The organism is Oceanobacillus sp. E9 (genome assembly GCF_001741975.1).
In the GTDB taxonomy this organism is placed as follows: Bacteria; Bacillota; Bacilli; order Bacillales; family Amphibacillaceae; genus Oceanobacillus; species Oceanobacillus kimchii.
The window spans coordinates 301,771-323,298 of sequence record NZ_LSNA01000001.1 but is presented as its reverse complement, the minus strand read 5'-3'; the positions used below and the strand labels follow the sequence as shown (position 1 = coordinate 323,298).

The following is a 21,528-nucleotide window of genomic DNA, read 5'->3' as shown; positions in this document are numbered from 1 at the left end:
CGACTTTTTTATTGGGGGTCTAAAGCTCCAACTTTTTCAAATGTTACTCTACTAAATAAGCTTCTAATATATATCTTTCAGGTGCAGATCCGATGAAATTAAACGGATAACATGTACTCAAAGTTAATGTTGCTCGTGCTTTAGGAACAATAACCGTACGATCATCCTCGTCAACAATTCGAATTTTTCGGACTTTATACGTAAAAGTATCGGTATCAGTGGTTACAATAAGGCTATCACCTATTTCCACTTCTCCCAATCGTCGAAAGACAGTATCTCTATGACCAGATAATACAGAATTATCTTTTTCCCCAGGAAGCACACTATTAGCAAAATGTCCTATTCCCTTTTCTAATTCATTTTCATCCGTGCCATGAAAGATAGGAATGATCGCATCTATTCGTTCAATTGTTAATGACCCAATTTCTTCTCCAATCTTCGGGGGTTTCTGTTTTGTCTGTTCTTCAACCATTTTCTTTTCAATATCACGATTATCAATAAGTGTATGTTCGTTTGTTGAACCAAGTTCATAGCCATTCACAAATAAGTTACTATTGTTCAAAAAAACCCATGCTCCACCAGTAATAAAGATTAATCCGATAATAGTAAGTATACGTTTATTTTTCACTTGTTACTTTCCTTGCTCGAATGAAAATAAGTGTTCCAATGAGTAATGTAGCAATTCCAAACAGACTATTTGCTACATAGCTCGAAGCGGTTTCTGGTAATTTTGCTCCTTTAACAGTGGAAGTAGTTGCTTCGGATTCAACTTTTTTCTGTACAGGCTCGAATGTTTGTTTTGATTCCGTTTGTTTCGTTTTAATCGCGCCACCTGTGCCATTAATTGTTTCAGAGCTTACCATTTCTCCAGTAATAATTAGATCTGCTAAAAACGTTCCTTGCAGGTTATAAATGCTAATCTTTAAATCGGCATTTACTAGTTCTGTCATAGACATTAATGCATTTAGCGATAGTGGCTCTTCTATCCCATCTTTTATTAAGCTAAACTCAATATCAAACTCAAATATAGAAACAAATTCATGATAGATAGAAACAAGTTCAGCAATTTGAGATGCGGTAAGCTCGGTTGCAGTATCGAACTCTTCAAATGCCATCATTCTATCTGCTAAGTTCCATATACGTTCAATTGTTTCATCACTAGCGTTTTCAAGGATATTCCCAATGTGCTCTTCTAATCGCAGTAATTCTTCATCCGTTAAATCATAGGTCTTCATTAAATAATCGAAATCAATACTATATTCATCGTCCCATTCGATAAATTCATATAAGTCGATTCCTAGATCATCTAAATACACATAATCATTGATATCTAAACCATTATCTTTCATTAATTGTAAAACGTCGTTTTTACTCATATCGAAATAGGCACTTAAGTTACTCAAGTCTTTTTTAATTACTTCTGCTAAGAAATCAGAAAGACGTTCTATGGTTTTAAACTCTTCAAGTGTGGTTTCATATAGAGAGAGTGAATGCTCAATGTGCTCTCTGGTAACCGTAAATCCACGAATGGCACTCACTTCTTTTAAATATATTTCCAGATTCTCATCAAAGTAGGGATCTCTTTCTATCTTTTCTTCGATATAGAAGTCGACAGCCGATTCTAAATCATAAATAAAAATATAATCATCAAGTGATTCACCAAATTCATTAAGTAATGCTTCAAGGGAATCACTATCTAATTCATAGTATTCATAGATTAAATCTAAATTACTTCCATCCCTTTTAATCACTTCTCCCAAGAATTGCTCTAACTCATTGATCGTTTCAAACTCTTGTAAATTCGCATCATAAATAGCTAGATTATACTCCAAATCCTCAATGGTTACCGTAAAACCTCTTTGTTGACTAATTTGAGATGCAAACCTTTCTAACTCTTTTTCTGTAATACTTGTCTGAGCACTGATCGTACTCGGTAAAACGGCAGAAAATAAAATAATAATACAAAAAATAAATGCCGATTTTTTCATCTTTTCTCCTCTTTTCAGTAAAATGACAAGCTTAATGAGAAAATTATATCCTGAGCCTTGTAAACTAGCAATCTGTTTTTTGGTAATATATGCATATATCGTCCGACATAGTGTGACAAAAGCATCAATTTTTGTATTTAATGTAGAGAATCTATAAGGAAATATGGGGAAGAATAGAATAAATAGGCAAGATAAAATTTTAACCAACCAATAAAAAATAGAATTTTCCCACTTTAAAATCATCCAATTCAAGCGTTTACAAACAAAATTACAGGTGTTAGTATACTTGTATACAAGTATTCATCATGTCGAGGACGGTGTATTTATGAAAGCCTTTTATCCGAGGAAACAAATCATAAATAGTTCTAAGGGTGAGCAGGTCGTTGCCGAATTAAGAATGCGTATCATTTCTCGAGCGATTGAACCTGAAACCGTTTTATCTGAGAATCAATTAGCGAAAGAATTTCAAGTCAGCCGATCTCCAATTAGAGAGGCACTAAAAGTACTTAGCAGTGAAAATATCGTTCGCCCTGAGCGAATGGGAGCAGTAGTAATTGGTATCTCAGAGAAAGATATAGAAGAAATATATGATGTGAGGCTCATGATGGAATCGTTTACTTTTCAACGATTGTTAGATATGGACAATGCATCCTTGATTAATGATCTTGAAAAAGTGGTCGAAATGATGAAGATAGCTATTAAGTATAAAGATGTCGATCAATTTTCGTTCTTAGATATGGAATTTCATGAAACGATTATCCGGTCGATTAATCATCACTATATTGCTATGCTTTGGACTAATTTGAAGCCAGTCATGGAATGCTTGATTCTCTTATCGATGCGTTATCGCATGCAAGAGGATGAAAATGACTTTGAACGAATTATTGAAAATCATCGATTAATTGTAGAATCGATAAAAAATAAAGATGCAGACTTGGTGAATAATGCTTTTTATAAAAACTTTAATGATGTCCAAAATCGTGTAGAAAGTATTTGGAGTGACGATGAACGAATGAAGATTGTGAGGGAGAGCATTGAATCAAAATAAATATATGCTTGGTGTCGATATCGGCACAACAAGTACAAAAGCAGTATTATACCGGGAAACGGGCGAAATCATTGCTCAAGGAAATCACGGATATGATTTACATACTCCTGATGTATCCACTGCTGAGCAAGATCCGGAAGAGATATATTTAGCAGTACGCTTGACGATTAAACAGGTAATGGAAGAATCAACTATTGATAAAGAAGATCTATCATTTATTTCTTTCAGTAGTGCGATGCATAGTTTGATTGCCATAGATGAACAACATCAAGCAATTACCCCATGTATTACGTGGGCAGATAATCGTAGTGCTGGTTGGGCGAAGAAAATTAAACAAGAAATGAATGGGCATGAGATTTACCTTAAAACTGGAACACCTATTCATCCGATGTCTCCTTTAAGTAAAATTACATGGATTCAAAACGAACGTCCAGAGATTGCGGAAAAGACGAAGAAATACATTGGTATTAAGGAATATATTTTCTATCAATTGTTTGGTGAGTATGTAGTTGATCATTCCATCGCTTCTGCAACAGGAATGATGAATTTAGATAAACTTACGTGGGATGAAGAAGCACTCCAGGTAGCCGGAATAAATAAAGAACAATTATCTTCATTAGTTCCTACCACGAAGATCTTTACAGGTTGTGAAGAAGCAGTTGCTAAAGAGATGGGAATTACAAGTAATACAAAATTCGTCATTGGCGCAAGCGATGGAGTACTATCAAATATCGGTGTAAACGCTATTAAAGACGGTGAAGTTGCAATAACAATTGGGACCAGTGGGGCGATTCGTACCGTGATTCCAAAACCAAGAACAGACCAAAAAGGACGAATCTTTTGCTATGCATTAACAGAAGAACATTGGGTGATTGGTGGACCGGTCAATAATGGCGGTATGGTTCTGCGTTGGATTAGAGATGAGCTGGCTGCAAGTGAAGTAGAAACAGCAAAACGGTTAAATGTCGATCCATATGAAGTGTTAACCACCATTGCTAGTAAAGTAGAGCCAGGTTCCAATGGGTTATTATTCCACCCATTCCTAGCTGGAGAACGTGCTCCGTTATGGAATTCTGATGTGCGCGGTTCCTTTATCGGATTAACCTTAAATCATAAAAAGGAACATATGGTACGAGCAGCATTAGAAGGAGTCATCTTTAATCTATATTCGGTGTTCCTTGCTTTAGTAGAAGTAATGGATGTTCCAGTGAAATCTATCAAAGCAACGGGAGGATTCTCTAGATCGGAGCTATGGCGTCAGATGATGGCGGATATCTTTGATCAGGATGTGATTGTGCCGAAAAGCTATGAATCTTCATGTTTAGGTGCATGTATGCTTGGCTTATATGCTGAAGAAAAAATCGATTCATTTGATGTAGTGGAAGACTTAATTGGTCATACACATGCACATGAGCCGAATGCAACACATGTAGAAGCTTATCGAGAACTAATGCCAATCTTTATTCGAATTGCACGTGCATTAGAAAGTGAATATGAACAGATAGCGGCTTATCAACAAAAGTCCATAAATAAATAATACAACGAGACGGGAGCGAGAATTTATGGAAAATATAATGCCATTAATTATTGTAGCATTGGCTGTAGTGTTACTATTGCTACTCATAATGAAGTGGAATTTAAATACATTTATTTCATTGATCATTGTATCATTCCTAACAGCATTAGCTTTAGGGATGCCTTTAGGAGATATTGTTGAATCGATTGAAGGTGGACTTGGAGGTACTTTAGGTGACATTGCACTCATCTTCGGTTTTGGTGCAATACTAGGAAAACTAGTTGCAGATGCTGGTGGGGCACAGCGAATCGCTTTAACGTTGATCCACAAATTTGGGGAAAAACGAATCCAATGGGCTGTAGTAATTGCATCATTCATTATTGGTGTAGCGTTATTCTTCGAAGTAGGGTTAGTTCTACTAATACCGATTATTTATCAAATTGCAAAAGAAATTAAAATACCTTTATTATATTTAGGTTTACCGATGACGGCAGCGTTATCCGTGACGCATGGCTTTTTACCACCGCATCCAGGTCCAACCGTGATTGCTCAACAATACGGAGCGAATATTGGAATGGTACTTATTTATGGGATTATCATTGCGATTCCGACGGTTATTTTAGCTGGGCCACTATTTACTAAAGTTGCAAAGAAAATTGTGCCAGAAGCATTTTCAAAAGTTGGTGACCTTGGATCACTTGGTGGGGGAAAATCACTTCCAAAAGAGGAAACACCGAGCTTTGCAGTTAGTGCATTAACTGCACTATTCCCAGTGATTTTAATGGCGATTACAACAGTGGTTGATTTACTACAAGATATCGGTAATGTATCCGATAACATTTTCTTTGAAATCATGCGCATGATTGGGCAACCAACAACGGCATTATTAATTTCCTTGTTACTAGCAATCTATACAATGGGAATTGCTCGTAAAATACCGATGAAACAATTGATGGCATCTGCAGAAGAATCTGTTCGCGCAATTGGTATGATGCTACTTATCATTGGTGGTGGCGGTGCCTTAAAACAAGTCTTAATTGACGGCGGTGTCGGCGATTCTGTTGCTGCTTTATTTGATGGAACGAGTATGTCACCAATCTTTCTCGCTTGGTTGATTGCAGCAATATTAAGAATTGCATTAGGTTCAGCGACAGTTGCTGCTTTAACAACTGCTGGTATGGTAATTCCTTTAATGGAAGGTACAGATGTAAACCTTGCTTTAATGGTATTAGCGACAGGTGCGGGTAGTTTAATTGCTTCGCATGTAAATGATACTGGGTTCTGGATTTTTAAAGAATACTTTAATCTATCCATGAAAGAAACGTTCGCAACATGGACGTTACTTGAAACAGTGATTTCTGTCGCTGGTCTTGTCTTTACACTAGCGTTAAGTTTAATTGTATAAATAAATGCGTGTTCAAAAAAGTGGATGAAAAGGACAAAGAAGTTCGAGTGGCGAACTTAAAGTACCAAAACGTAAGCAATAAATATGTGAGGAACGGAGAAGCTAAGCCAACGAGCTTCCACAGGACGTGTGGGCGATTTTAGCAGAAGGTCCCCTGATATGTGTCATTTTTACCGGACAGTTTGAACAACCTATATAAAGGAAGTGTAGAAAGAATGAATTCTATTGGAGTATTTGGTTTAGGTGTTATGGGTGCAAACCTAGCGATGAACATGGCCAATAAGGGTGAAAGAGTTGCGGTTTATAACTATACATCTGACCTAACAGAAAAATTTAAATCCAATTTTACAAGTGATAATGCAGAGGCACATTATGACTTAGAGAGTTTTGTAAATTCATTAGCAAAACCAAGAAAAGTATTCTTAATGGTAACAGCTGGCCCCATTATTGATTCTGTCATTGATTCATTAGTACCGTTACTTGATAAAGAAGACATTATTATGGACGGGGGGAATTCCAATTTTAATGATTCGAACCGTCGTTATCATCGCTTAAAAGATGTTGGGATTCATTTTGTCAGTGTAGGTGTTTCTGGTGGGGAAGAGGGAGCGCTTCATGGACCTGCACTAATGCCTAGTGGCGATGAAAAAGTATATCAAGAAGTTGCACCTATCCTAGAGAAAATAGCGGCACAAGTTGACGGTAAAGCATGTTGTGGTTATTTAGGTAAAGAAGGTTCTGGGCATTATGTGAAAATGGTACATAACGGTATTGAATATGCCGATATGCAGCTGATTACAGAGGCTTATCAGTTCTTGCGTGAAAGACTGGGTTTATCAGTTGAAGAAATCGCAACTACATTTCGTGAGTGGAATGAAGGAGAACTTGAAAGCTATTTGATGGAAATAACGAGTGATATTTTAACGCATGTCGATGAAGAAACGAATAAACCATTGGTTGATGTTATTTTAGATAAATCAGGTCAAAAAGGTACTGGGAAATGGACAAGCCAAAATGCATTGGATGTAGGTGTTCCGTTATCTATTATTACAGAATCAGTGTTTGCACGATTCTTATCGGGCTTAAAAGAAGAACGTGTTCTTGCAGATCAATTGTTGTCAGGGCCAACGAAACTAGACCAAGACCTCGACAAACAAGCATGGCTGGAACTTGTGAGAAAAGCACTGTTTATGGGCAAAATATGTGCGTATGCACAAGGATTTCATCAATATAAGCAAGCATCTGAAGCCTATGGTTGGGATTTAAAACTAGAAGAAATTGCGTTGATATTTAGAGGTGGATGCATTATCAGAGCTGGTATTCTGAATGAAATTAGTGATGCATTTAAAGCAGATAAACAACTACCAAACTTATTACTATCACCATTCTTCCAAGAGAAGATTAATGACTATCAAGCTTCATTACGGAAAGTTGTGATAAAAGGGATGGAAACTGGACTATCCTTACCAAGTTTAGGAGCATCTTTAACTTACTATGATGGATACCGTTCCTCTCAAAGTGGTGCCAATATGATTCAAGCACAGCGAGACTATTTTGGTGCACATACGTATGAGAGAGTGGATAAAGAAGGTACTTTCCATACAGAGTGGTAAGTGTTAAGAACAAAAGGGGTTAAATAATAAAGGTCGTATCTTTATGTGGATACGACCTTTTGTTATCCATTTTTCTTGTATGCCATATCAATATAATAATTAATGCCACTAAATTTTGTATGTTTCTGTTTCGTCCGTTTAATTTCTTTAAATCCGAGATTCTTATAGAGTTGCAGCGCACTTGTATTGGTATCGGCAATTGTTTCTAATAAAAACGTCTCATAATGGGGTAAGGAAAGGATATAATTCATCAATGTGGAAGCCATGCCTTGGCGTCGATATTTTTCAGCAGTAGCAACAAACCCAATGTTAGCAATCTTATCACCTGTTTTTACCGGTGGTTTCTGAAATTCTTTTTTGAAAACAACATTAGCAATTGTTCCCTTTAGCCACCCAAGATTTTTTCGTAATTCTTTCTTATTATGTTGAATAGCTAGTTTATCTCCATTGGTACAAAAGGTGATTGCAGCAATATCTTCATCAACCACTGTTATATAAAAATTCTCAAGAATAAAGATGTGTTCAAGCGCTTTTGCTAGTTTTTCCTTATCCTCTGTGAAATAGCGAAGATCTTCGCCAAAACCATCTACGAATGTTTTGCTGAACTTCTCCCGTACATATTGATCATTGAATTCATTTGCTCTCATAATTTGCATGATAACAAGCTCCAGTCTATTTATTCCTGCCTATAGAATCAGATTAAAATTTATAGTGGATAAAGTCAATGGAAATGAAATTAATATGTGTAAGTAATAAATTATGTTAAAATTAGTAATAATTGTTAATTAAGTTATAGGGGTGTTTTTATGCCAAAATGCCAAAAGTGCGGCGAAAATTGGACATGGAAGCAGACGATAAAAAAGTCTTTTACATTGGATACACGTATGAATTGTCCTCACTGTAGTGAAATACAATTTATAAGCAAACGCACAAGAAAACGGTCAACTGCTCTTATGTTTGTGATTCCTCTTGTACTCTTACTAAACATTTTTTGGGAGCCAACGTTGTGGACCATTGTCATAATGATATTCATTGCAAGCATTTACTTGGCTTCGTATCCTTATTGGCTAGAATTATCGAATGAAGAAAACTTGCCTTTTTAACATAGTAAGGGCAAGTTATTTTTTCTGGTGCAAAATCGTTGTAGATGATACCATTAGTTCGACAATTTGCTTTGCCATATATGATGGAGAGTGAGGGAAATCTTCTTCAATCCAACGAATGATAAAACCTGCGATTCCATGAGCTCGATAGATGTAAAACTACTCTATGACGATATTTTCGTTGCTATCAGAAAGGATTTCGTATTCACACTCCTGTATAAATAAAAGAGCAAACCACAACCGTCGAAGAGAATAATTATTCTCTTCGATGGTTGTTTTTATTTTCCATAGTTCCGCCCTAAATCATATACTTGCAATAACCATTCATCGATTTGTTGAGGATTTACTTTATTGGTTTCGGTGAGTAAGTGGAACGCAGAATTTGGAATACCACAGTAATCAGCTAGACCAACATTAAAATAATGTTCCATCATTGAATCATACTTTCGCTTTGCAAGTTTTTTCTCATCTGCTGCAGCTAATCCTAGCCAAAGTACATGCTCATGGTGTAAATGGTTATTCCCATATGCGAATCCAAAATTCCAAACACGATCGATATAACCTTTCATAATTCCTGGCATACTCCACCACCATAATGGAAAAATAAATGCTAAAGCATCCGCGCTCTTCATTCGCTCCATCTCTTTCGTTACTTCTGGTGAAAAATGTTGCTCTTCTGCCTCCCATTCGGGCTCATCTGCAATCGGCAAAGCTGCTTCAAATTCATGACGATATAAATCAATAATTTCAACAGTATGACCAGCATCTTGTAGACCTTCTATAAAACGATTAGTGACTTTCATCGTTAAAGATTCTTCTCTAGGATGTGCAACAATTGTTAATACTTTCATGTAGGATCATCCCCTCATTGAAAATGTGTTAATTCTAGTTTAAAGTAAATGATATATACAGTAAAATTGAATTATTAGATATTAACGTTCAGTATTTTTGATAACAAGGAGGATGAAATGGAATTACGGCATCTAGTTACATTTAAAACAATAGTTGATAAAGGTGGATTTAAAAAAGCAGCAGATGTACTAGGTTATGCTCAATCCTCTATTACAGCACATATCCATGATCTTGAATCAGAGTTAGAAATCCCTTTGTTTAATCGTATGGGGAAGAGTATAAGCCTGACGCAAGCAGGGGAAACATTTCTTCCTTATGCTACTGAAATTATTGAACTATATTCCGAATCCAAAGATCGTTTAAGGAATACGGAGGAACCTTCTGGAATAGTAATAATTGGTGCGAGTGAGACGTTAATGATTCATTGGCTACCTGGTATTTTAAGAGGATTTATGGAGGAATATCCTAAAGTAGAAATAGTGTTAAAAACATTAAGGTTTGAAGATGTTCATAGTCAATTAAAAAGTGGAGAGGTGGATATTGCTTTCCTTGTTGACATTGAAAATTGGACACAGAAAGATGTCTGGGTGAAAAAAATTAGACAAGAAGAGCTCGTCCATATTCTTCCTGCAAAGATCGAGAGAAGACCTTATTCCCCACGAATGCTTACAACGGAGTATAAATGTAGTTGGCGCCCGATAATGGAAGAATATATGAATACGACTACTGATATCAATATGAAGGCAATCGAATTACCAAGTGTAGAAGCTATTAAAAAGAGTGTAATGTGTAACCTTGGCCAATCGATTGTACCCCGATTTGTTGTTGAAAAAGAACTCAAAAATGGAGAATTAATAGAATACCCTAATTCTAAAGTGAGACAAAAACTAGCTATCTTTCAAGCTATTCACAAAGATAAGTGGGTATCAAAAAGCATGTCGGTGTTTATCGACTACCTAGCTAACGTAGAACAATTATAAAAATAAGCGGAACAATATAGAGGGAGGTTCTAAGATGGATAAAAATGAAGTAGTTCATTTAGCAAGAAAACATGGGATAGATGTAAACGAAGACACGGTGAAGTTAAATGAATCTGGATTGGATTTTCAGGTCGCTCATGTGGAAGATACAGAAGACTCACAATGGATTTTACGTATTCCTCGACGTCCCGACTCTACGCGAAGTACAGACCAAGAGAAGCGTGCATTGGATATTATCCATAACCATGTTTCTTTTCAAGTGCCTAAATGGGAAGTATATACTAACGAATTGATTGCTTATAAACAGTTGGAAGGTCGACCAGCAGGTACAATAGACCCGGATATTCAAAATTATGTATGGAGTTTTGATGTAGAAAATACGCCGGATACTTTTCATCAGACGTTAGGAACAGCACTAGCAGAGCTTCATCAACTTCCAAAGAGTTATTTTACCGATACTGGTATTGAGATCAATGATGCGAAAGATTTAAGAGCTAATATGAAACAACGTATGGTAAAAGTAAAGGAACAATTCGGAGTAAGTGAAGTGCTGTGGGAGAGATGGCAAAAATGGGTGTCAGAGGATTCTTTATGGCCAACACATACCGGACTGATTCATGGAGATGTTCATCCAGGACATACGATGATTAATGATACTATAGAGGTAACGGGCTTTATTGATTGGACAGAGGTTTCTGTTACGGATATTTCCAGAGACTTTGTGACGCATTATATCCTTTATCAAGAAGCGGGATTAGAAAGGTTAATTGAAGCATACGGTAATGCAGGTGGTAAAACATGGCCTAAAATGAAAGAACATATTATTGAGCTTCAAGCAGCATATGCTATTGATGTAGCAGAATTTGCGATTGTTTCTAAATCGAGCGAAATGGAAGAAATGGCCAAACAAATGCTAGGTGTAGATGAATAGATACAGATAAACGACCTCATTCATGGGGGCGTTTCTTTTTTTAGTATAATTGAAAAAACATACTAGGGGGCGTTAGAGTTATGCAAGCAATAGAAATAAAGAAACCAGTTCGTTTATGTGTCGATGGCAGGTTGAATGACCGCAGTGTTGGATGGGCGAAGCACCCACTTGTGCAATGTAATGTGACAGGGAGTTATCCTCGAAAGAAAAAATGGAACTATTGGTGTGTAACCAGTCCAGAGGTGTTATTTTCTGCAACGATATCTCATATTGATTATGCGGCTGTTATGTTTGTTTATATACTAGATTTGACGACAAAGGAATTTTACGAGAAGACTTCTTTAATCCCATTTGGAAAAGGTGTACACATGCCGGAAGGGGTCAGGGAATCACTTCATTATGATGGAAAAGACATGCGTATTCATTTTGATGAACTGGATGAGTCCACTACGCTAACTATATCAATCTATGATTTTGGGGGTGGAAAAGGATTAAACGCAGATATAGAATTATCAAGACCAGATAAATATGAATCATTAAATGTTGTTGTTCCTTGGGCGCAGAAACGATTTCAATTTACTTCTAAACAACCTGCAATCCCTGCATCTGGAAAAATAACCTGGGGGGATAAAATCTATTTAATGCAATCTGATCGTGCATTTGGGTGTCTAGATTTTGGACGAGGTGTTTGGAAATATGCTTCCAATTGGAATTGGGGTTCTGCTTCTGGTGTGATTGATGGACAACGGATTGGATTAAATTTTGGAGGACAATGGACGGATAAGACTGGTCAAAATGAAAATGGCTTCGTGATTAATGATCGATTGCATAAGATTCACGATGATATAAAATGGGAGTATAACAATAATGATTACCATAAACCATGGAGACTAACAACGATTGGTTCTGATCGAGTTAATCTCCAATTCATGCCCATATTTGAACGTATCGCAGAAACAAAAGCAGTTATTATTAAATCGAGTGTTCATCAACTGATCGGCCATTATCAAGGAACAATTAAAACAGATGATGGGAAAACTATTAAAATCGACTCGTTGCTTGGATGGGCAGAAGACCATAAAGCTAAGTGGTAATGAAGAGAGAAGGTAAAGTCAATATTTTATTGGTTTTACCTTCATTTATATATCATCATTAATATTTAGGCTACTCATAGTGGCCTCATAAGCAAAATTGGCACAAGCCCAATTGCCTTCCCTCTCAAACAATTTTTGAACAGTTTTGCGATTGGTTGGTGGATGATCTATCCAATTAAGAAGCGTGTGCACAATCGATTCTTTGTCCGGAAAGTAATGTATAAATACTTCAGCTTGCTCATGAAGCCTTGTTGACCATATTTGTGAGCGTACCATCACCATCGAGTAGTAAGTTCGAATTAGTTTACGAGCAAAACCTTGTGTGTATGTGCGGAAAGCTTCGTCCGAAGGAATGTCTAACCTATTTAAAGTCCGATGTAGTGACTTGCATATATCACCATTGAACTTAATGGGGATTTCTGATGTGAGTTTATATGGTCCGAATCGTTCACCCAAATCTTCTCCGTAAACACAAACACTTATCTCCCTTAGAAATGCATTTTCATAGTAATTGCTTGGATCGATCGTATAGTCGTAATCAGCCATAGCAATTCCTATATCGCGGACGAGATTGATATATTTATTTGTTAGTTCACTAGTAAGTGTTTTTAATCGATCAACTTCATCAGAGCTTAATTTTTTAGAAAATAAAGCAATAAGATCTAAGTCAGAATGGATAGGTTTTGCGTCTCCTCGAGGAACACTGCCATAGACATAAACACTATGCAGTTGTAGCGGAAATAAGTTTTTAAGGGAATTAACAGATTCTTGAATACATGGCAGATATATAGAATCAATTTTATCTATACTAACATCGCTTACAATAAAACCATCATCATCAAGACCATAACCAGGTTTTAACACTATTTTCTCAGCCCTTCTCTTTGATTTTTTTGTTGTTGAAATTGGATGAGGTAGGTGAGTTCAACCATTAGATATGCTGTTATCAGTGCACCTAATATCGGATAAGGGGAATCAATAAAAAGAAAAAGTGTTAGTGATAGAATGAATGTCAAAAGTCCGACAGATACAGAAAGTGAAGATAATCTGTTCAAGGTAAAGCACCTCCAATTTTATTATATTAGATTTTAACAATAGGAATACCTTGCCTAAAAAATACTTAGTATTCCATTACTGCTAGAAAACCGGAGAGTTACGCAAAAATGATTTGGTCCCCCAATTGACGAGAAATAGGACTAACAAGGGAAACAAAAGAAGCCCTATTACATGAAACTGTAGATAACCGAAAATCATATTAAGAAAAATAAGTATAGGTGTGGCCAAATATAACACGGACATTTCTAGAGAATCACGTAGCATGGTTTCATCCCAACGAAACAAACGGATAAAAGGGTCATGATGAAAAGCCATCCATCCAGTTTTAGCGATATCGATAATAATATAAATAGAAATTCCCCAGACAATATACGAAATCCAACTACCCGATGTAAGTATAATTAAAGCAATTAATAAGGCGCTGAGTTGTAAGATTGGAAAGAGTACGCGCTGATTCCGAATCACTGACTTAATGAATGCATCTGTGAAAATCATCTGTGTATGTTGTTGTTTAAACATTACTTGTGAATGTTTCCAAAGTCTTGGTTTTGTTTTTGTTGGTGGATGGTAACCCTTATTCTTTGCATCCATTAATAGTAAATTTCCCAGTTGATTACGTAATGCATCATCGAGTAAAGCGATTTTCAGAAAATGGTTCCCGTTATATAAAATTTTTCGGGAAATAACAATGCAACCAAGTACGCTAATGATTACCCATATGACGGTGAAAAAAGAACTTTCGATAATATAGGGTGAACCTAATATGATTGCGATGATCGGAAGAATTTGGTTAACTAACCGAAAAATAGATGATGATATATAGATTTTCTGATACTTCTTCCAGGTGTTAAAAAGGCAAGAAGTAGTGATGTAGTAGATATATAATAGAATCATTTGTTGGATCCCTAAGTTAAATATTTCCATTATTAATAAAGTAGGTAAAGTGAAAATAATTGTTCCAAGTATAATCGTGTGACCAAAAGAATATATAATTCCATACTGTGTAATTTTTCGCAGAAACGGAATGTTTCTACTTAAGAATAGTTGATCAGCGACATAAGTGTATAATTTAATTTCAAAGATTAACATAGATAAAAATAAAAGTGCCATCCATCCATACCAGCCAATAAAAGTAAATATAGAAGGAATATCTTGTAGCCATTCCATATAGACGTAAATTCCAATGGCGACTCCAGGAATAAGGGCGTAGACGAATAAGGTCCAATCCAGTACCATATTTCGTGCTTTTCGTTGTTGTTTTAAATCTGTTCGAAGCCTTTGTTTAAACACACTAAAGGCGGGGTTCATTTGCTACTTCCTCCTCTAATAAACAATAGAAGCAATCTAATAAAGAAGTGTCTAACATTTGATTTGTTCTTTGTTGTAACTCAATTAGATTCCCTTTAAATAACATTCTTCCTTCGTGTAGAAGTACAAATGTATCACAGAGTTTTTCAGCGGAGTCTAGTACATGGGTGGTCATCAGAATAGCCGCACCACGTTGTTTTTCCTGCTCCAACAAAGTAATTAGGTTTTTCGTAGCAATTGGGTCTAATCCAATAAATGGTTCATCTATTATATAAATATCTGCTTGTATCATAAAGCTTAAGACAATTAGTGATTTTTGTCTCATTCCTTTTGAAAAAAGTGTCGGGTATAGGTGTTCTTTTCCGTTTAATAAAAATAGTTTTAGGAGTTTCTCTGCTTTTGGAATCCATTGATCCTCGGGTAAGTCATAAGAAGTGGCTGCTAGACGTAGATGTTCCCAAAGTGTGAGGTGATCGTATAGGATAGGTTCCTCTGGTATATACGCAAGTCGATGATTATCTTTGATATGTATTATTTCTCCATCAAATGCTTCTATCGTTCCAATAATTGATTTAATGGTCGTACTTTTCCCTGCACCGTTAGCCCCAAGTAAGCCAACAGTCTCTCCAGGGGGGATCGAAAATTGGATATCCGATAAATATAATTGTTCTGAATGATATCCAGCATGGTTGATTTTTACTTCGATCATAGGCATCCTCCAATATAATTTTCTACATTCTTCATTTTAAAGTGTTATTATCTTTAAAGGTTTTCGCTAAATTTTCCTTCACAATAGTTGATTCTGATTTTTCTCAATTATATCATAGAAGTAATGATATAAAATAGTTGGGAGGAAGGGTAAATGGCGACAATTGATGATTTTATGAAGGTGGACATGCGAGTTGGAACGGTAATACATGCAGAACCTTTCCCAGAGGCTCGTAGACCAGCAATTAAGCTGTCCGTTGATTTCGGTGATGAAATAGGAATAAAAAAATCTTCAGCGCAAATTACCAAGAGGTATGAACCCGAAGAAATAGTAGGTCGCCAGGTGGTAGGGGTAGTTAATTTTCCTCCGATGCGTGTAGCAGGGTTTAAATCAGAAGTGTTGATCATAGGCGGAGTTCCTGGAGAGGGCGATGTTATTTTGCTACGTCCTGATGAAGAAGTTCCAGATGGTACAAAAATATCGTAAGCAAGATGGCCAAGCCTCGTGGATAAAGAGCTTGGCCATTTTTGCATTATCGTTTGCTTACTTTCATTACCCACCAAATTAATAGAAATTGTAATGGTAGACGGATCCAAAGTGCTACTTCTGGAGTGTTATAGTTTTCTGCATGGAATGCCATATAAATATTTACAGGAAATACAAGTACAAGGAATATAGCAATGGCAATTCCTGCTTTTCTACGAGTAGTAGGATAAAGCAAGAATGCCCCTAGCACAATCTCAACAACCCCTGATATATACACAATAAACGGACGTTCTGGGACCCATTCTGGTATTGATGAAATAAAGAAATCATCGAGTACAAAATGCCCCATACCCGCAAGCATAAATAAGATTGCAAAAATATATAAAAATATTTTCTTTATCAATGTAATTTCTCCTCTATTAGAAATTACTTCCATTCTATTCTTTTTTAGTTTTATTGGCTATGAGTAGAATTTGAGAGTTAATCAATAGAAGTAGGTTCATGTATCATACCCATAAATAATATGGTGTCCGTCTCATTATCGGAAATGGTAAGGAGAAAAGGGCGATTAATTTCCATTTGGAAAGGAGCTGGACTAACAATGGCAGACTCTTCTTTCATCTCCACAGAAGTTGCCCCTGCTGCTTCTGTACCTCTTTCGTCAACCTCTAAAAACGTTTTATGCATGATTTTACTAATATACAAATTACCACGTAACTGAGCTGGATCAATCATGTTAGAAAAGTCAGCTATATTCTGGTCAAATGCTTTCTCCATACCTAAAGCTTGGAAAAAATCTTGTAACTCTGATTCATATTCTAAGGAGAACTTAGGCATTTTTAAGCTTCCTACCGTTTCTTGCATAGATTCACGCCAATTCTGCCAGTCTTCCAACGTTAATTTGTTAACAAATTCCTGCAATCTAATACTTTCATTCGGCAGAAATACCTCCATCTGAATGTTTCCCTCTTCACCGTATGGAAGTGCAACCAATTGAAATTCATCATTTTCCCAATAAAAAAGTTTTTCATCAAGTGACATAAAAGGGACTTCTGTGATGGATGATTCATCTAAATTGAATGAACCATTATCAGTATTATTTTCATCAAAAGGATACTTCCAGTTACCATTGAAATACGTAGCATTTAATAAGAAGGCGACATGGTCTTCATCGACTTTTTCAATAAGATTAGTAATTTTTCCATTTGTTTTTTCACTAACCCATTCGTTCATCGGTTCTTTTGTCGTTAAAGGTCCTAGTTCTGGATTGTAAGATTCAGTAACTTGTTGTTCAAAGTCTTCAAGAAAAGTGAATTTGGGACGTAACCAAATAGAATTAAGAATATTTAACTCGACATCATCGTGATTACTTACTTGGTCCATCATAGAGGCATTATGTTCGTTTAATGTTTGGAGGTCGATATCTCCTAGTTGTAGCGCGTTGGTCATTTCGTCTTTCGTATCTCCGTCAGCTCCATTATATGCCATCGAGACAGCTAACCAAATACTGATCGGAGAGACAAAAATATTATCTTCTTCATTACCTTTTAATCGTTGTAATGTTTGAAAACCGAGATGATTACTTGCTTGATTAGCGTCATTTACCAAAACAGAGGTGTCTATTTTCGTGGTGGGAGGGGCATCTGTAGAATTATTTCCACCTGTGGCACTATTATCTGTGCCACAAGCAGAAAATAATAAGAATAAACATAGTATGGAAAAGATAAAAAAGCATTTCTTCATTTTACACAAATCCTTTCTATTTATTTTCTTGAAAGGGTATTGTGATGTAGTTAATCAATAGAAGTAGGTTCATGTATCATACCCATAAATAATATGGTGTCCGTCTCATTATCGGAAATGGTAAGGAGAAAAGGGCGATTAATTTCCATATCAAAGTTTTCTCCAATTTCAATCGATGTCGTTTTCATTTCAACAGATGTTGCTCCAGCTGCTTCTGTTCCTTCTTCATCGACATCTAAAAACGTTTTATGAACAATTTTATCGATATAAAGGGCGCCAAGCTGTTCTTGATCAATCATGTTGGAAAAATCAGCCTCCTGTGTATCAAAAGCTTGCTCCATACCTAACGATTGAAAGAAGTTTTGCAGTTCTGCTTCATATTCTAAAGAGAATTTCGGCATGCGTAGATTTCCTTTTTGAATTTCCATACTATCTCGCCATTCTTGCCAATTTTCAAGAGTGAATCCTTCTAAGAAATCATCCATAGCTATATCTTCTTTTGGGAGAAATAACTCCATCTGCATGTCTTCATTTTCTCCATAAGGAAGTGAAACTGCTTGCATTTGGTCCGTTTCTACATAAGGTAGCTCTTCATTTAAGGCCATAAATGGCACTTCTACAGAAGAGTTATTTTTCTTGTGAAAGGTTCGTTCTTGCGTGTTATTTTCATCAAATGGGTATGTCCAAGCACCATTAAAGTAAGTTGCGTTTACAAGAATAGCAACATGTTCTTGATCGATTTGGTTGATAATATCTTTTATTTTTCCATTCGTTTGGTTGCTGACCCATTCATTAATTGGTTCAGGAGTGGTAAGGGCTGCTAATTCAGCTTGGTACGTATCGGTTACGGATTGTTGGAAGGTATCCAAAAATTCATATGTTTGGTTAAGCCAGATGGAGTTTGCGATGTTGAGTTCTAGTTCTTCGTCATTGACGTTCGTAAAATGTTCCATCAATGATGCATTTTGATGATTGAAATCTTCTATATCCATTCCTTGTAGCTGTAGTGCTTGACCCATTTCAGACCTTGTATCACCATTGGCGCCATTATACACCATTGCCATAGCTAGCCAATAACTTGTCGGTGAGACAAATACATTACCATCATCATTAGGATCTAGTGATTGAATAGATTGAAATGCTAAAAGATTACTTGCTTCGGACACTTCTTTCATGGAAGAACCTCCTTCATCTTCACTATTTTGGTTATTCTCATTAGGGTCATTATCTTCTGGTGAACCAGAATTACAAGCAGCAATGAACAAGACGATGAAACTTAGAGCGACAAACAGTAGTGATTTTTTATGCACGTTACATCTGCCCTTTCTGTTTGAATATAGTATTCATTTCATTGTTGCACTTTCATAGACGGAATATACGATTCTAAGTTTCTCTAAAGATATCATAAAGAGAAAAAAGCAACAACATGAAATATGAATCATGCTGTTGCTCATCCTTTAATCGGATTCCTTCATTTTTCCAAAGTATAGTGTACCTAATAACCAAAATGCGATAGTTAGTAGAGTTACCGCAATTAATACAGGAACTGCACCAAATTGGATAATAAAAGGTACAGAAGCTGCAGTTACTAATCCGCCACCGACCATTGGTTCGAATAGAATTTGCTTATAACCGAATGCATTAAGTGCTGGAGATTGATTTTCTGAGTCAACGATTCGCATAAGCATAATTCCTGTTGCTGCTACACCAGTACTTTGACCAAAATCACCGATACCTCGTTCAAACCAATAGCTTGGAATCATCTTTGGTCCTAAATAAAGGAAGAGGAAGGTGTTGAGAACTATACCAACAACTGCCAGTAATATAAAAGCAATAATATTATCACCAATAACTTGTAAGCTCAGGCTTGCCATGGCACTGATAATAAGAAAGTCTAGCGCAACTCCTTGTATCGTGTTAATTGTATCTCGGTCAACTAGTTCATAACGATCAAATCGAGAAAGAAAGAATTGAACGAGAAGCCCCCCGATCATTGCGAACGGGAATAAAGGTACATATTCAAATAGATAAATCTCGAATGCTGCACCATATGTTACAGCTTCTAACCAAATTAATATTTCTAATAGAACAAAACCGATAAATATAGAAATTCCAATTAAACCTAGATGAAGTGCAAATGGTTCGATCGATAGTGACGAGGTTGTTTTTGTACCGGCAGATTTACGATGCTCTTTATTTAAAATTCCTGTTTGTTGCTCTAAGGAAATCTCATCTGGGTGATGTAACGTTTTTGATTTTCCATTACGTGCAGCCCAGTTAACCATAATCATACCAACGACTACACCGGATAATATTCCGACGGTTGCCAGACCAATAGCGAGGTCGTAACCTTCTGCAAACCCAAGTTCTTCAAACGTACTTTGTAGACCAGCTGCGGTACCGTGACCACCAACAAAACCTATTTCAATAAGTGCACCTGCTGCGGGGCTGAGTCCAAGTAGAGGGGTCAATACTGTAATTGCCAGTAAAATTCCAACAGCATATTGAGCCCAGGACATCGTATAGCCTAAAGCAATCTGTGGTCCACCAATTTTCCACATCTTTTTCGGTTTTGGTAGAACAAATCCAATGAATAAACAGGCAAAAACAACATTGATTAATAATTCAGGTAGGCCAGCCCAAACTTCTACCATTTGTTCGGTAAAAATTCCAGCGTTAAGAAATCCATCACCAGTTAGCCTCCCTAATACTTCTGGTCCTAATATTAGTGCTAAGAAACCACCGATTAATGAGGTAGGTAAGAAGAGTTTTTGTAGGATGGGTATTTTAAGGCGGATCAGTTTTCCGATAACGAGTAGTGCGGATAATATGATGATTGAGAAGCCGACGATTTGTAAAGACATAGATAAACTCCTTTTCATGAAAGTTATTTTTAAGGGGTAAAAAACAATAAAATATTGAATTAAACAATACCCGATTTAACTTTATGACAAACGTATACTTTACAAAATAGTCGACTTTTCTTTTGTTTTAGGCTTTCATTCCTCTCCAAAACACTTTCCACATTTGCTCTCCATGTTTTTCAATAATATCGAACGTATAATAACTCGTTTCGTAGGATAATCCATCTAACAAACCGTAAAAAACATTAGTTGCCTCTTTTGCAGTAACTACTGTGGTTATTTCTCCAACTTCTTGTCCTTTTTTTATGGTTTCCTCAAATAATGCCCGAGCGGTTTCTTCACTGTTGACCATTATTGTTAACAATCTTTCTTTTACATCTTCAGGAGGATAAGAAATAAATCGGTTGTAAAATTCTATACTGCTATCGTTATTAGCCAAGTCATGTACATTTGTAAGAAAGGAGAGATGTAGCGTTTCTTGAATATTTTTACCTTCGTTCTTTAACGAGTTTTTTACAAAATCAATATAATCACTAGAAATTTTTTGAGAAACATCTAAAAATAGTCCAGCTTTACTTTTGTAATGAGCGTATAGAGACGACTTCTTAATGCCAACAGCGTTGGCGATACTGGTCATGGAAGTGCCTTCATATCCTTGGCGAGCAAATAACTCCATTCCTTCAATTAATATTTTATCTTTTGTGTGCATACAGAAATTCCCCTTTGACAAAATGTAATAGATAGGATATAGTCATCTAGAAACGACCGTTCGGTAGGGTCTGGTCGTTCATGTATCTATTTATTAATAGTATATCTTGTTCAATTTTATATG

At 36.2% G+C, this 21,528-nt stretch carries 23 protein-coding genes; 9 read left to right on the top strand and 14 right to left on the bottom strand.

The window, feature by feature from the left end:
• Positions 1-43: 43 nt before the first annotated feature.
• Both AQ616_RS01440 and AQ616_RS01435 read right to left on the bottom strand, forming a co-directional pair.
• On the bottom strand, positions 44-628 hold the full coding sequence (locus AQ616_RS01440; RefSeq protein WP_017798428.1) for a class D sortase: 585 nt from the start codon (positions 626-628) through the stop codon (positions 44-46).
• A complete protein-coding gene (locus AQ616_RS01435; protein ID WP_069684839.1) occupies positions 618-1,988 on the bottom strand; it encodes a processed acidic surface protein in 1,371 nt (456 codons plus the stop codon). The genes AQ616_RS01440 and AQ616_RS01435 overlap by 11 nt, the downstream gene beginning before the upstream one ends.
• A gap of 325 nt (positions 1,989-2,313) precedes the next feature.
• Here AQ616_RS01435 and AQ616_RS01430 point away from each other — a divergent pair, with 325 nt between their 5' ends.
• The 4 genes from AQ616_RS01430 to gnd all read left to right on the top strand — a co-directional run bounded on the left by AQ616_RS01430 (position 2,314) and on the right by gnd (position 7,570).
• A complete protein-coding gene (locus tag AQ616_RS01430; protein ID WP_039819846.1) occupies positions 2,314-3,036 on the top strand; it encodes a GntR family transcriptional regulator in 723 nt (240 codons plus the stop codon).
• Between the two features lie 4 nt (positions 3,037-3,040).
• A complete protein-coding gene (gntK, locus tag AQ616_RS01425; protein WP_069685081.1) occupies positions 3,041-4,573 on the top strand; it encodes a gluconokinase in 1,533 nt (510 codons plus the stop codon).
• Positions 4,574-4,610: 37 nt separating this feature from the next.
• A complete protein-coding gene (locus tag AQ616_RS01420) occupies positions 4,611-5,957 on the top strand; it encodes a gluconate:H+ symporter (protein ID WP_026133839.1) in 1,347 nt (448 codons plus the stop codon).
• A gap of 215 nt (positions 5,958-6,172) precedes the next feature.
• The gene (gene gnd / locus AQ616_RS01415) at positions 6,173-7,570 is read left to right on the top strand and encodes a decarboxylating NADP(+)-dependent phosphogluconate dehydrogenase (protein ID WP_017798423.1); all 1,398 of its coding nucleotides are present in this window, start codon (positions 6,173-6,175) and stop codon (positions 7,568-7,570) included.
• Positions 7,571-7,632: 62 nt separating this feature from the next.
• Here the strand turns inward: gnd and AQ616_RS01410 are convergent, their stop codons facing one another.
• On the bottom strand, positions 7,633-8,226 hold the full coding sequence (locus tag AQ616_RS01410) for a GNAT family N-acetyltransferase (RefSeq protein ID WP_069684838.1): 594 nt from the start codon (positions 8,224-8,226) through the stop codon (positions 7,633-7,635).
• 150 nt (positions 8,227-8,376) lie between these two features.
• On the opposite strand from AQ616_RS01410, the gene AQ616_RS01405 reads away from it, so the two are divergent.
• Complete coding sequence (locus AQ616_RS01405; RefSeq protein ID WP_017798421.1) at positions 8,377-8,673, top strand: TIGR04104 family putative zinc finger protein; 297 nt, start codon at positions 8,377-8,379, stop codon at positions 8,671-8,673.
• Positions 8,674-8,688: 15 nt separating this feature from the next.
• Here the strand turns inward: AQ616_RS01405 and AQ616_RS20170 are convergent, their stop codons facing one another.
• Together AQ616_RS20170 and AQ616_RS01400 are read right to left on the bottom strand one after the other, a co-directional pair.
• Positions 8,689-8,826, bottom strand: coding sequence for a TetR-like C-terminal domain-containing protein (locus AQ616_RS20170; RefSeq protein ID WP_168156628.1), 138 nt, complete (start codon positions 8,824-8,826; stop codon positions 8,689-8,691).
• Positions 8,827-8,951: 125 nt separating this feature from the next.
• Positions 8,952-9,524, bottom strand: a complete 573-nt coding sequence (locus AQ616_RS01400; protein WP_069684837.1) for an NAD(P)H oxidoreductase — start codon at positions 9,522-9,524, stop codon at positions 8,952-8,954.
• A gap of 117 nt (positions 9,525-9,641) precedes the next feature.
• On the opposite strand from AQ616_RS01400, the gene AQ616_RS01395 reads away from it, so the two are divergent.
• From AQ616_RS01395 to AQ616_RS01385, 3 genes are all read left to right on the top strand, one after another.
• A complete protein-coding gene (locus tag AQ616_RS01395) occupies positions 9,642-10,505 on the top strand; it encodes a LysR family transcriptional regulator (RefSeq protein WP_069684836.1) in 864 nt (287 codons plus the stop codon).
• Between the two features lie 34 nt (positions 10,506-10,539).
• The gene (locus AQ616_RS01390) at positions 10,540-11,436 is read left to right on the top strand and encodes a macrolide 2'-phosphotransferase (protein WP_069684835.1); all 897 of its coding nucleotides are present in this window, start codon (positions 10,540-10,542) and stop codon (positions 11,434-11,436) included.
• An 80-nt stretch (positions 11,437-11,516) separates the two neighbouring features.
• On the top strand, positions 11,517-12,530 hold the full coding sequence (locus AQ616_RS01385) for a DUF2804 domain-containing protein (RefSeq protein WP_069684834.1): 1,014 nt from the start codon (positions 11,517-11,519) through the stop codon (positions 12,528-12,530).
• A 45-nt stretch (positions 12,531-12,575) separates the two neighbouring features.
• On the opposite strand, the gene AQ616_RS01380 is transcribed toward AQ616_RS01385, so the two are convergent.
• From AQ616_RS01380 to AQ616_RS01365, 4 genes are all read right to left on the bottom strand, one after another.
• On the bottom strand, positions 12,576-13,394 hold the full coding sequence (locus AQ616_RS01380) for a nucleotidyltransferase domain-containing protein (protein WP_069684833.1): 819 nt from the start codon (positions 13,392-13,394) through the stop codon (positions 12,576-12,578).
• Positions 13,394-13,585 carry a hypothetical protein gene (locus AQ616_RS01375; RefSeq protein ID WP_017798415.1) on the bottom strand — a complete coding sequence of 64 codons (192 nt, stop codon included), beginning with the start codon at positions 13,583-13,585 and terminating at the stop codon, positions 13,394-13,396. The genes AQ616_RS01380 and AQ616_RS01375 overlap by 1 nt, the downstream gene beginning before the upstream one ends.
• 82 nt (positions 13,586-13,667) lie before the next feature.
• Positions 13,668-14,894 carry an ABC transporter permease gene (locus AQ616_RS01370; protein WP_017798414.1) on the bottom strand — a complete coding sequence of 409 codons (1,227 nt, stop codon included), beginning with the start codon at positions 14,892-14,894 and terminating at the stop codon, positions 13,668-13,670.
• Positions 14,878-15,603: an ABC transporter ATP-binding protein gene (locus AQ616_RS01365; protein WP_084822412.1), complete on the bottom strand. Its 726-nt coding sequence runs from the start codon at positions 15,601-15,603 to the stop codon at positions 14,878-14,880. Before AQ616_RS01365 ends, AQ616_RS01370 begins: the two co-directional genes overlap by 17 nt.
• Positions 15,604-15,756: 153 nt before the next feature.
• On the opposite strand from AQ616_RS01365, the gene csaA reads away from it, so the two are divergent.
• Positions 15,757-16,089 (top strand): chaperone CsaA, encoded by a 333-nt coding sequence (csaA, locus tag AQ616_RS01360; RefSeq protein WP_017798412.1) that lies wholly within the window; start codon positions 15,757-15,759, stop codon positions 16,087-16,089.
• A gap of 46 nt (positions 16,090-16,135) precedes the next feature.
• Here the strand turns inward: csaA and AQ616_RS01355 are convergent, their stop codons facing one another.
• The 5 genes from AQ616_RS01355 to AQ616_RS01330 all read right to left on the bottom strand — a co-directional run bounded on the left by AQ616_RS01355 (position 16,136) and on the right by AQ616_RS01330 (position 21,405).
• The gene (locus AQ616_RS01355; protein ID WP_017798411.1) at positions 16,136-16,492 is read right to left on the bottom strand and encodes a DoxX family protein; all 357 of its coding nucleotides are present in this window, start codon (positions 16,490-16,492) and stop codon (positions 16,136-16,138) included.
• Between the two features lie 77 nt (positions 16,493-16,569).
• Entirely contained in the window at positions 16,570-17,832 is a 1,263-nt protein-coding gene (locus AQ616_RS01350; RefSeq protein WP_069684831.1) for a serpin family protein, read from the bottom strand.
• 50 nt (positions 17,833-17,882) lie between these two features.
• Positions 17,883-19,142, bottom strand: coding sequence for a serpin family protein (locus AQ616_RS01345; RefSeq protein ID WP_230199304.1), 1,260 nt, complete (start codon positions 19,140-19,142; stop codon positions 17,883-17,885).
• A gap of 147 nt (positions 19,143-19,289) precedes the next feature.
• Positions 19,290-20,696 (bottom strand): sodium/glutamate symporter, encoded by a 1,407-nt coding sequence (locus tag AQ616_RS01335; RefSeq protein ID WP_069684830.1) that lies wholly within the window; start codon positions 20,694-20,696, stop codon positions 19,290-19,292.
• A 127-nt stretch (positions 20,697-20,823) separates the two neighbouring features.
• Entirely contained in the window at positions 20,824-21,405 is a 582-nt protein-coding gene (locus AQ616_RS01330; protein WP_069684829.1) for a TetR/AcrR family transcriptional regulator, read from the bottom strand.
• Positions 21,406-21,528 lie beyond the last annotated feature (123 nt).